Source organism: Lysobacter sp. yr284, assembly GCF_900107375.1.
Taxonomy (GTDB): Bacteria; Pseudomonadota; Gammaproteobacteria; order Xanthomonadales; family Xanthomonadaceae; genus Lysobacter.
Map to the genome: position 1 here is coordinate 1 of NZ_FNPT01000015.1, position 12,092 is coordinate 12,092.

10 protein-coding genes are annotated in these 12,092 nt (G+C 59.8%); 4 read left to right on the forward strand and 6 right to left on the reverse strand.

Annotated features, from left to right (window positions below; all coding sequences use genetic code 11):
* Positions 1-446: 446 nt before the first annotated feature.
* Positions 447-632 carry an HNH endonuclease gene (locus tag BLV01_RS26915; protein ID WP_254782691.1) on the forward strand — a complete coding sequence of 62 codons (186 nt, stop codon included), beginning with the start codon at positions 447-449 and terminating at the stop codon, positions 630-632.
* Between the two features lie 696 nt (positions 633-1,328).
* Here the strand turns inward: BLV01_RS26915 and BLV01_RS18450 are convergent.
* Positions 1,329-1,748 carry a LuxR C-terminal-related transcriptional regulator gene (locus tag BLV01_RS18450; protein ID WP_091803234.1) on the reverse strand — a complete coding sequence of 140 codons (420 nt, stop codon included), beginning with the start codon at positions 1,746-1,748 and terminating at the stop codon, positions 1,329-1,331.
* Positions 1,749-2,704: 956 nt separating this feature from the next.
* Between BLV01_RS18450 and BLV01_RS18455 the strand changes: the two genes are divergently transcribed.
* A complete protein-coding gene (locus BLV01_RS18455) occupies positions 2,705-6,880 on the forward strand; it encodes an RHS repeat protein (RefSeq protein ID WP_175486103.1) in 4,176 nt (1,391 codons plus the stop codon).
* Positions 6,881-6,895: 15 nt separating this feature from the next.
* Positions 6,896-7,366: an SEL1-like repeat protein gene (locus BLV01_RS25655; protein WP_139178849.1), complete on the forward strand. Its 471-nt coding sequence runs from the start codon at positions 6,896-6,898 to the stop codon at positions 7,364-7,366.
* Positions 7,367-7,873: 507 nt separating this feature from the next.
* On the opposite strand, the gene BLV01_RS18460 is transcribed toward BLV01_RS25655, so the two are convergent.
* Both BLV01_RS18460 and BLV01_RS18465 read right to left on the reverse strand, forming a co-directional pair.
* A complete protein-coding gene (locus BLV01_RS18460; RefSeq protein ID WP_139178851.1) occupies positions 7,874-8,215 on the reverse strand; it encodes a hypothetical protein in 342 nt (113 codons plus the stop codon).
* Positions 8,216-8,470: 255 nt separating this feature from the next.
* Positions 8,471-8,917, reverse strand: coding sequence for a hypothetical protein (locus BLV01_RS18465; RefSeq protein WP_091803245.1), 447 nt, complete (start codon positions 8,915-8,917; stop codon positions 8,471-8,473).
* A gap of 569 nt (positions 8,918-9,486) precedes the next feature.
* On the opposite strand from BLV01_RS18465, the gene BLV01_RS18470 reads away from it, so the two are divergent.
* Entirely contained in the window at positions 9,487-9,699 is a 213-nt protein-coding gene (locus tag BLV01_RS18470; RefSeq protein ID WP_091803249.1) for a hypothetical protein, read from the forward strand.
* 133 nt (positions 9,700-9,832) lie between these two features.
* Here BLV01_RS18470 and BLV01_RS25660 read toward each other — a convergent pair whose 3' ends face one another.
* From BLV01_RS25660 to BLV01_RS18480, 3 genes are all read right to left on the reverse strand, one after another.
* Entirely contained in the window at positions 9,833-10,171 is a 339-nt protein-coding gene (locus tag BLV01_RS25660; protein ID WP_139178853.1) for a cytochrome P450, read from the reverse strand.
* Between the two features lie 709 nt (positions 10,172-10,880).
* Complete coding sequence (locus tag BLV01_RS18475) at positions 10,881-11,204, reverse strand: hypothetical protein (protein WP_091803252.1); 324 nt, start codon at positions 11,202-11,204, stop codon at positions 10,881-10,883.
* A gap of 257 nt (positions 11,205-11,461) precedes the next feature.
* A complete protein-coding gene (locus tag BLV01_RS18480; RefSeq protein WP_091803255.1) occupies positions 11,462-12,082 on the reverse strand; it encodes a flagellar basal body L-ring protein FlgH in 621 nt (206 codons plus the stop codon).
* Positions 12,083-12,092 lie beyond the last annotated feature (10 nt).

The following is a 12,092-nucleotide window of genomic DNA, read 5'->3' on the forward strand; positions in this document are numbered from 1 at the left end:
GACCGAAACGGGGCAGATCAACCCTACTTTTCTCTCTCTTTTCTCAGGGCGTTGGTTTTTTAGTCCAACGCGCGATTTCGCGTTTTCTTTGTTTTCAATGACTTAGCGTTGGTACAAATAGGGCGGTTTGATGGCATATATGCCCCTCAGAATCGGGATCAAACCGTCTGCCCATGCGTGCTTGCGAGACCACGAGGTAAGGACTATAAGTTCTGCACCGGCTCGGCTACGCGCCCCGGTGTTTTGCCTGCATTGCCAATCGGCTCCAGGTGCCTGCTCTTCCGCTATGGCGGAGACAGGATTGCCTACCTCACGGAGCCGCTATGCCCAACCTTCAACGTCTTCGCGAACGCGCCTTCGTAGCCCAACAAGGCCGCTGCTGCTATTGCGGCCGTGCCATGTGGCTGCAATCTCCATCCGAACTTGATCTGCAGCCGCCCAGAACAATGTCACGGCAATGCACCGCTGAGCATTTGATCGCTCGTCACGAAGGCGGTCGTAGCACCAGGGAAAACATTGCTGCCGCCTGTTGGCTCTGCAATCAGCGTCGGCATCGAAGAAGGCGCCCTCTTTCGCCCGATGCCTTTAGAGAACTGGTGGCGGAGAGAATGGCTAAAGGGCGCTGGTGCTAACCCGTAATAGGACTCGTTACTCCTCAAGCCAGTCGGCGTACGGCCTCAGATCCTCGACGTAGGGGAACAGGTCGCCGACCTCGTGTCTCACCTCTCTATCACCTGGAGCGATTCGAACGGAACGCCCCGCCGTCGCCAGCCGGACGGAGCGAACGTCCAAGGTGTGTGAGCTTGGACGTGTCGTGGAAACCGAAGTTGCGATTCCGAAGGGCCGTCTTGGGCAGCCACGGACGCAATTTAAAGTTACGACAACACCTTCTAAGCTACCTTGGCCCGACGGAAAGCTGCTGACGTCGGGGAAAGAACCTCGCGCATTCCAGCGGCGACCTCTCGAACAAGGAAATTCTCATGAACCAGAACATGGTGAAAGGTTTGGCGGTCGGGCTGCTCGCAGTGGGCGTGGGCTTGTGCAGTGCATACGCGTCGACTCCTGGCCCAGGCAGGGCATGCACCGTTGAGGAAGAAGGCTCCCGAGTACAAGTGGGCCTCAGGATCTACGAGTGCAGCGGCGAAAGATGGTCCGTCTATGCAATCTGCGACAGACAGGGCAGGTGCACCGTTCTCTGAGTTGATTGCATCTGAGTAACACACGCGCATCGGCCCCGCAGCGGGCCGATGCGGGGCGACTGCGCGGCGCCGGTCGCGGTTATCCCGAGCGATTCGGAAGAAAGGCACCTCCGTCGCCAGCCGGCGGAATCAGTCCGCAGTCCATCGCCAACCGCGCCAGCGCGATGCCGGTCTGCACACGGCCATGACCTTCGCCTGCACGGTGCGGATGGTGGACTCCGTCAGGTCCAGTTCCAGCGCGATCTCGCCGTTGCGTTTGCCCTGCACCATGAGCAGCGCGACCTCCAGCTGGCGCAGGCTGAGCTGGTCGAACGGCGTCGTCTCGAACAGCACCCGCGCCCAGCGCGTCGTCCAGATAGCGCGGTGCCCGGCGGCCACTTCCCGGACCGCCGCACGACCGTGCTGCCGTCGCGCCTTCGACACGTAGCCCATCGCGCCGGCCGCCAGCAGCCGACGCGGCACGGGGCAGCCCTCCAGCACCGAGACAATCAAGACCTTCAGGTCAGGGTGCGCCTCCAGCAACCGGCGCGTCATCTCCAGGCCGTCCATATCGGGACGGACTTAACCAACACGCCCGTGCCGCCATCAACTTGATCATTTCAAGTTTGCTTTTCGCTGAGTCAAATCTCGGCGCAGCGCGGAGTATGGATAGACGAACGATGAAAACGTCTCGGCACACGCGCAAACAAAATCAGAAATTTCCTACAGCGCCGCTCCTTCCATATTTGCTAGCTTCTTCGGCCTCCCCCACACTGTAGGAGCGTGGGATGGAAGATGCAGACGCTTCGTCCGCTATCAACTTCGACGTCGTGTCCCTCGGGGCAAAGCACTGGTGCGTCGTCGTGGACGGCTCACGATCACCAGTACCGTTTGCCAGCCGCGATGGCGCAGCAACTGCCGCCAGGGTGCAAGCACGGCAGCTCTGTTTGCATCGTGGGCTGCCCACGCTAGTACGAATCGTGAGCCCGAATGGCACGCTCAAACGCACAGATCGCTACACCCACAACACACTAAACGAAATCATGACTGTACCGTTAGCAGGCCGATTAACGGTCCCACAACCCGAGAAGCTTGCCAGCGACACTTGGTCAGAGAATGATGCGGCCAGACGCCACACGGATCCCGTGGTCCAACCCGACATCGACATGGAAACGTCCCGCTCTCCGCCTAGCCCGGCCGGCCCCGAACGTCCTACGCTCAAAAGTTGCTTGTCGCAGCCCGCCCCCTCCAGCACCTCCGGCTCGCTATAGCGAGCTTCGCGTCTCCATTCTTTAAAGGGATAAACCGTGATATCACCCGCGACCGGAACGCAACCGGGCCCCGATGCGATAAGCACGCGGCGCCTGCCCCCACGCGCGTCTTGGAGAACTGCCATCCTACGAGCGGCCTCGTTGGCGCTGCTCGCTTGCGCATCTTGGTCGGCCTCAGCATGCGAAGAAACCTACAAAAATGTGAGCCCAAACCACCTTCTGATGAATGGCACGTGCAAAACGCACGCAGAAGCGATGACAGCCTGCAAGGCAGTTGTAACAGCCTTGGGATACCCAGACCATTGCAAATACACACCGACCGCAGGCTGGCTGGATATAGGCGGAGGTAAATGGTACTTCGTCAATTACAACTCCGATCCACAAAACGCCGAGCCTGAAAAGAACATGGGCGCTCCGGATTGCCCGGGGCAATGCTTCGGCGACCCGATCAACGCCGGCAACGCCAACAAGTTCGAATCCAAAGTCGAGTACCGCGGTGACGGCCCGTTCCCGCTAGAGTTTTCCTGGACCTACAACTATCTGCTGCTTTGGGACACCCTGCCCCCGAATGCGTACGTACTAGGGGGGAATCGCACCTTCAACTATGGCAGCCGTGCCACACGCTGGGCCTTACCCACCGGAGCAACCAGGTTTTTCATTTCCCGTCCGGACGGGAAGGTCGCCGCGTTCAAGAAACCCGCTTCCGGCAATGAATGGGTTCCCTATACGGGCGTGACCACCCGCCTGCTTGAAACCCCCACTGGCTGGGAGTACGAAGACGAAGACGGACATTTCGAAGTCTTCGACAGCACCGGCTTGTTGACGCAGATCCGTAGCTCGGATGGATATCGCCAACTGCTGACCTACGACTCTGCAGGCCGTCTGAAAACCGTGACCGACCCGTTAGGGCGTCAGCTCGGCTTCCAGTACAACGCGGCCAATCTGATTTCACAACTGGACCTGCCCGACGGACGAGCGATCAAGCTTGCCTACACACCGGAAAAACGACTCACTGTCGTCGAGTATCAGGACGGCACGAAGGTCAAGTACCTGTACGACGAAGTTGGATACATTGGCTCAAGCATGTACGTGACCGGCGCGCTCACCGGCGTGGAAGACGAATCGGGCGCTCGCTATTCCTCCACGCGTTACTCGGCAGATCGCGCAAAAGGCACCGAGTTGGCCGGTTCGTTGGATCAGTACACCTCGAGCTACACCAGCTCGGACAACGGCACCTTCATGACGTACGCCCAAATCGGGTTACCGTCGGGCGCATCCAGGAAGCTCAATCTCGCCAGCGTCAACGGACGAATAGTACCGACGAAGATCGTCACCGAGTGTTCCGGATGTACGCCGCGCACGGTCAGCTACACCTACGATCTCAACGGCCACTACGATGTGATCAACGACAACGGCGTTGTAACCGATTACGACTACGACGCGCGCGGGCGCTTGTTGAAACAGGTGGAGGCCGCGAGCGATACCTCCGGGCTCCGTCGCACCACCCAAACCGACTGGCATGCGGATTTCCGCGTGCCAACGGCGCGGCGCGTCTACGATGCAAGCAATGCACTGGCGATCAACGAGACCTGGACCTACAACGCCCGCGGCCAGGCGTTGACGCACAGTCAACTAGACGTATCCGGAACCGCCCCGCCCAGAACGATCACGACTACCTACTGCGAACAGGCTGACGTCGATGTCGGTCGCTGCCCGGTTATCGGCCTGCCTACGCTGATCGACGGGCCGCGGACTGATGTCGCCGATACGTTGAGCTACAACTATTATGCGTCCGACGACAGCGGCTGCGCCACGGGGCACAGCAGTTGCGACCACCGCAAGGGCGACCTGTGGAAGGCCACCAACGCACTAGGACAGGTAGTTCTCGAAGCGCTGCGTTACAACGGCGCGGGCCAATTGCTATCGTCCAAGGACGCCAACGGCGCGATCAAGGATTACGAGTATCACGCGCGCGGATGGCCGACTGCGGTCAAGGTGCGCGGTTCCGACGACAGCGCCGAGACCGATGATCGGATCACCCGCATCGACTACCGCCCTACTGGCCTGATCGATCGGGTCACGCTGCCCGATGGCGACTATCTGCGTTATGCCTATGACGACGCGCATCGCCTGACCGACGTGTTCGACCAGGCGGGCAACACACTGCATTACACCCTCGACGCGGCCGGAAACCGAAAGCAGGAAGACGTCAAAACCGCGTCTGGCACGCTGAAGTACACCATGTCGCGCGTCTACAATCTCTACGACGAACTGAGCGCGATCAAGGACGCCTCGCAGAACGCGACCAGCTTCACGTACGACGCCATGGGTAACCCGGACCGGACTACCAATGCGCTGGGCAGGATCACCGACCAGGATTACGATCCGCTCGGGCGCCTGGTGCGCACCTTGCAAGACGTGGGCGGCGTGGGAGCTCAGATGGATGTTCGCTATAACACCCGCGATCAGATCATCCAGGTGACCGACCCGAACCGGTTGGCGACCCAGTACCGCTACAACGGTTTTGGCGACCATCTCCAGTTGGAAAGTCCCGACACCGGGGTCACCGACTACACGTACGATGCCGCCGGCCAACTGGCGACCAAAAAAGATGCCAACGACGCGGCCGTGAATCGCTACACCTACGACGCGCTGGGTCGACAGAAGGCGATCTTCTACGCCGCGAGCGGCCCGGCCGATGTCGAGTACGACTACGACACGGTCAACACCGAATGCACCGCCGGACAGACCTTCGCCCTGGGTCGCCTGACCTCGAGCCGGACCGAAGGCAACGAGCTGAAGTACTGCTACGACCGCTTCGGACAGATCGTGCGCAAGGTGCAGATCGTCGCGGGCAAGAGCTTCACTCTGAAATACGCCTACACCATCGGCGGTCACCTCTATACCGTCATCTACCCCGACGGCACCACGGCGGACTACGCTCGCGACGCGCAAGCGCGCATCAAGGAGATCGGGGTGCGTCCGAATGGCGGTACCCGCACGGTGCTGTTAAACAATGCGACCTACGACCCCTTCGGTCCGGTGACCGGCTGGACCTATGGCAACGGCCGTACCCTGAGCCGTACTTACGATCTGGACTACCGGCCCAAGACCATCTTCGACGCCGCGAGTGGCGGCTTGTCGCTGGGCTACGGCTACAACGCCGCAGGCGAATTGACTGAGCTGAAGGATGGCCTGCAAAGCACGGTCCAGGCTACTTATGTCCACGACACGTTAGGGCGGCTGGCGATCACCAAGCAGCCCAACGGCGCCCCGATGGAGACCTACACCTACGACAAAACCGGAAACCGGACCAGTCTGCAACGTGGCACCACCACTGCTGAGACCTACGCGTACCCCTGGAGTAACCATCGTCTCGGCAGCGTGGCGGGAGTGGCTCGGGGTTACGACGCGGTCGGCAACACCACGAGCATCGGCAGCACCGCACGCGAGTTCCTCTACGAGGGCAGCGACCGGCTCAGTCAGGTCAAGCAGAATGGCGTTGTCGGTGCACGATATCGATATAACGCCCTTGGCGAGCGCGTTGCTATCGAGAACGGCGCCGGCTCGGTGCTGACCTATACGCTGTACGATGAAGACGGCAACTGGATCGGCGACTACGACGCCAACGGCGCAGCCCAACGGCAGGCCATCTGGTTCGACGACTCGCTGGCCGGTCTGCTGGTGGGCAGCGAGAGTGCACAAACAGTGATGTACGTAGAGTCCGATCATCTCGGCACGCCGCGGGCCGTTATCGACCCAACTCGTAACACCGCGATCTGGACCTGGAACGCAAAGAGCGAGGCCTTCGGCAACGACCCCCCGAATCAAGATCCCGATCTGGACGGCACCGTGTTCGTGTTCAACATGCGGTTTCTGGGGCAGCGTTACGATGTGGCCACGGGATTGAATTACAACTATTTTCGAGATTATGACCCCGCCACAGGGCGATACTTACAGAGCGACCCAACTGGTTTGAATGCAGGCCCTAGCACATATGCATATGTTGACGGGAGCCCTCTGACGCTTTCCGACCCGAATGGTTTGGCCGCTCTATCGATTCCCATCGGCCCTGCTCTTCCGGAACTTAGATGGCTATTGGCTGGCGCTCGAATTGCGAGCCCGGCTCTTTTAGCTCTTTCTATCCCGGGAGATACGCCCCGAACGCAACCGAGAGCGGTGCCTTACCCAGAGAGGCAGCGCGGAAAATATACCTGCATCTGTCGAGCCGATAGAAATGGAAGAAGTCCAGACAATTGTTCAATCGATGACCAGGAGTTTGCGTTCGGCTACGGCGAGGGCCCTGACTTGCAGTCCGCAAAGAGAGCCGCCGAAAAAAGTGCGAAAGAGGCGCTTGGCGCCAAATCTGTCCACCACGTCACATGCAGGTGCACGAACCCTAAGGGCGATCGCATAAACCCAACCAAGTAAAACTGAGTTCACTTTATGGCCAATCTTTATTTAAGACATCAGCTCGATCTCGCGATTGAGCAAATAAATTCGGGAAGTTGCTCCGTTGCAAAGGACATCCTCGAACCTCTCGTAAAGCTTCTAGTGCCAGAAGCGATTTACCTTTATTCAACATTTAGCATCGCAGGTACGGAATCGGATACTGACTTTGAGAGGCGCAGTATTTCCTTGCTCAACGATGCGGCAATGCTTGGCTACGCACCGGCCATGCATGCTCTTGGCGAGTATTACGAAAGCGGTGACTTGTTAGGCATTGATATGAAAAAAGCTGAGTTACTATTTAGCTCAGCCGCTGCTCAAGGGCATATGCGTTCGAAGTTCAGGCATGGACTGATTCTTCTTGATGACCAACGGCCAAGCAGTCGAGACCAGGCACAGCGCTTGATTCGAGAGGCTGCTGAAGCAGGAATTGAAGAAGCTGCCGACTTTTTAAGAGAGATGGAGTAGTTAGCCATAACACATATCAGGGCCCCTCTGGCTACCAATCATTGAAAAACTTAAAGGCCTCGGAGAACGGGGCCTTTCTTTTGTGATCGCCGAAACCAATATGCAGCCTGGCCCTTTGCAAATCGCTCGCTGACATGGCGAAGGCGAGGATCCGCGAACGTCTGCACGATGTTGGATACGTTGTTGAGCTGATACGCGATCTCGTCCTGCGCATCCGAAGCGAAGTCTGCAACGCCCAGCCCCTCCTGAGGCTGCTCGACCTGCAAGTGCGTCGACCTTCCGCCTGAGATGAGCTTTGAATCGCCCAGGGTTCCGTAGACATATCGCAGCTATCTTTGGGCCCCGGCAACGGTGCCTTCCTTTTGCGCAGATGACTAGCCGATTGCTACGGCACCGCCTGCCGCTGTTCCCGCAGTTGTCGACCGAGCGAGCGCACTCTCGCGTCGCCGAGCGCACCGGCCACTTGACCAGCGCTGATGCCCATGCGGTCCAACCTGCCAATTCATCCTATAGGTCGATAGCGAAGTCGGCCAATCCGCTCGCTTCGGTTGCCGCTTCGGCCTGGGCGTAGGCGGTTCGCCCGCTCGATACGAACGCGACCTCGACGGGATGGAACACCGCCTCCTGCGTCCCGGCATCAGCCGCCATCGCGCGGCCGAGCATGACGCGCCTACGCGACGACCGGCGCGCTGACGGCGCCGGCTCCATTCGCACCTCCCGCCATCCGCACAACCAGCCGATGTCGGCGCAGACCTTCAGTAGCTTCGCCTCCAGGCTGTCGCCCAGGCGGGCCGTCTGCTTGCGCATCCGCGCAGCGTGCCGCGGTTGATTGCGCTTCTTACTCTTCATGCTGCTTGTGCTCGTACTTGACCTGCGAACACGATGCGGCCAGGTCGGCAGGAGCTCAAGCGCTTTCGCGATGCCGTGACGGTGGTGATGTTGGTGACGATTGCTCTCCTATTTTTAGTTCGGGGAAAGGGGTACATGTCCGGCAGGGCATGTCCTTCTCATCGAGATTGAACATAGAGGAGCAACCGTCGCGAGCGTCACCATCATCACGAAGGATAGGCGCTGTAATGGTGGTGACGCTCGCCGTACTTCAGGTTACTGCTCAACACCAACAACGGACAGAATCGTGTTTCCCGACGGCGAATACTCGATGAAGGCTGGCTGGTCGTGGGTTACGGTATCGAACTGGACGGCGATTCTGAAGTAGGTGTTCCTTCCGCCGACGATCCACGGAATGTAGGTGGTGTACCAGTTCCTGGGGTGCTCGCATTGGACGACCGTCCACTTCCCCGTATCGTGATTCTGCACATACAGGCATCCATACGGCGGGGCGCCCGCGACGCGGTTCCAGGTCCAGTGGACGTTCGTGGAACCGACGCCCCCTCGGGGCGTGTACACCGTTTGCGGAGACGCCCAGATGTCCATCGAGTATCCGCCCGAACTAGCGGCCGCCGCAGCTTCGCTCGCGGTAGCCGCAGTCGAGGACAGTGCGCCCATGGCGATCATCGCCAAGGTCAGCTTCGCTTTGCAGAAGAAGTTCATGTTCAATCCTTGTCTAGGTTCTGAGAGGGGAATTCCGGTAGACCCGGCTATCCCTATGCGCCTGTGGCCTCGCTCTTGGGTCGGCCGGCTTCCATGCCTTTAGCTACTCGGAAAAGCCGGCCGAATGGGCTCACGCTCTTCTTCACTCAGACCTTTCGCATCTGAACGTTCCTCATGCGCTCCCACGTTTAGTCCGATGAGCGGATGTATGCGCCGCGACGCGTGCCCTACCCTCCCAGACGAAACACAAAGTAAGAGCCGTCACGAACGTCACCACCATCACAGACTCGGGGCGCCGTGACCGTCGCAACACTTGTGAGGGCATAGCCCGACCTTCACCTAATCGCGGAAACGAAGGTGCACTCCCCTTCGCATGCACCGCCCCTAGCCCCGATCCCATCCCGCCCTGCCCCTATCCCGTCGCCCAGTTGCAAGCCGCACTTCTGTTGCACGCGCTGCACCCATGGGTGCTTTCTTCAAAATAGTTTGAAAGACATCCGTTGCCGATTCTGTCGGAATGCCGGCTACGGAGAAGCGCTATCCAGCGCTTCCCATCTGGAGACCAGAAAATGAAAAAACTGATACGGCCTGCCAGGGAACGCTTCGAGGGCTGGAGTCGGGAGCGGCGCATTCAGCGATGGGGCGACATCGCCGTGCAGATGCTTCGTGCTGGCGAAAGGGAGCACGCACGCATCGCGATGGCGATAGCGAAGGCGGAGAGCGGCCTGCGATCCGGCATCCAGGTCGATCGCATGGAAAGAACTAAGCGCCTCAAGCGCTAGGGCTACACAGCGCGGCCTGTTGCCGCGTGAGCGCGGCCACGTGACGTGGCGACTGCAGCGCCACCTTCCGCACGCGCACCGCACACATCGCTGCTCATCTCCCGACGAACGGAGGAATCTTCGGGCCCTTCCTTCAGCTTAGGTCGTAATGTGACAGCACCACACCCAGCCGGCTGCTTGCGATTGCGGCCAGCGCATCGTTGCCATTCGCGGCTTCACCCACGATGCGCATGTCGCCCTGCGTTTCCAACACCGCAGAAAATAGTATGAGTGCAGAAGACGTGTGAGTGCTCTGCCAGCGCATCGGTTCAAACTTGCGCGGGCCATGGCATTCATTTTCATGGTGGTGCAAGGCGAAGACGGGAACCGCAATGTTGTCGTCGCGTAGCACGGTGATTAAACAGATGCGATGCTCTGTGAGCACATGTCTTACATGCTCAGACGCCAGCGGGCACAGGCGCAGCATTTCCAATGCAACTTGCTTATTCGTAGAAAGTCCGCGGGGACGAAATGCCCCGCGGACCTCGGTTTATTCGGGCTTGCGCTCCTCGATCAGGGAGGAATGCCGCAACGCCGCTTGCAAGCCTTGTATTCGGCCACGCACGTAGCGCTGGATCCACATGCGAAGTAGGTCACTTCGCAACGGTTTTGGCAGACTTCCCAAGGATTGAGGGGACCATCGGCGAACGCACTCAGCGAGAGCGCTGCACCGCAACAGAACGCCGCGAGCACGACCAAACGCGGTACCTTTCGCGTGACTTTCATGTCGACTCCCATCCTCGCCCGTCATTGGGCGTCGATACAAGTACCAATAAATCGCTGCGCGCGCCATAACTTCCGTAGTTCCGTCCTTGACTGAATAATTCATTCCTCGGGTAGTACAACTCATAGCTGCGAGATATCAACGCAAGCCTGGACGATTCAAACCTCCACTTCATCGATAGACTGCGCTTGTTTCTTGTTGGCGAACGGACTCCCCAACTTGCATAGAACCGCCTCGAGCCTATCGCCGTAACTGCCAACACTGGACGCCTCGCGGACTGATATCCAACCTCATGCTGGAAATAGAAGCGCGGTAGATTTAATCAAAGCTTATGTGGCGTCTGGTCAAATTGACCATGAAGAGCCTGCCAGTCGGCACTGAGCAATGGGCACGATCAGATTCGGTATACGAGCTGATGTTAGAAGGCTCCGGCGCCAGGGCTTTTTTGATAGTTCATAGCTACAGCACCGACCGCCGCCGTTCCCAGAGCGGTCGCGTGGCGCAAGCGCGCGCTCGCACTGGCAAGCGCTGCAGCGACCGCGCTGGCACTGACTCCATGCCCCTCAAGCCACGCCAGTCCATCCTGCAGATCGATGGCGACGTCGGCCAAGCTGCTCGCTTCAGTTGTCGGCTCGGCCTGCATACAGAAAATTCGACTGCTCGACACGAACGCGACCTCGACGGGGCGGAACGCGTCGCCCTCCTGCGTCTCGGCGTCAGCCGTCAGAACGCAGCAGAGCATGACGCGCCTTCGCGACGACCGGTGCACCGCGGGCGCTTGCACCAGTCACTCATCCATCCATCCGCAGATCCAGCCGATATCGGCGCAGACCTTCAAGAGCTTCGCCTCAACGCTGTCGCACAGACCCGCCATCCGCGCAGGACGCCGCGGTTGATTGCGCTTCGCATTCTTCGTGCTGCTTCTGCCGTAATGAACTAGCGAACACAGCGCTACCAAGTCAGCCAGGACTCAAGCGCCCACGATGCCGGGACGGTCTATCACCGCGCCCGCTGCAGACTCAGGAACTTGTACATATTCTCGATCGCGCGTTGGCGTCGCGCAGGGTCCATCCCGCCGTCGTCGACCAACTCCAGCTCGGCGTTGGCGATCCGGTTGGAAACCACGGCGTTGTCGATGTCGAGGTCTTGGCGACGGACCAGGCCGGAGACCCGGTAGGTCTGCTCCTTGCCGCTGACATCGAGCGTCAGCAGGCCCTGGATGCGCACGCTGCCGTCCGGCTTTACGGCGACCACCTCGGCCGGAATGATGGTCAGCAGGTCGCTGGGCACGACCTGGGAACCGCTGGCGACCGGCGGCTTGGCCCACGTCGACTTGAGCGCGAACACCCTGATCGCATCGCCTACGCGATGCGCGGGGTTCGCCGCCGGGTAACCGACATAGTCGTTGACGTCGACCGGGTCTTTGCGCGGCAATGAGGACGCCGGCGGCGGCGACATCGGCATCGGCGGCGCTTCCAGCACCACACCGGACGGTTGCGGGGGCGGAACCGGAATCGCCGACGCCGCGGAGTTCTGGGCCGTGGCGGGGCCGGCGCATACGGTCGCGACCATCAGCAGGGCCGCGATCGATGCATGGCGGGTCTTGGCTTGGGTACTCATCTGTAACGTC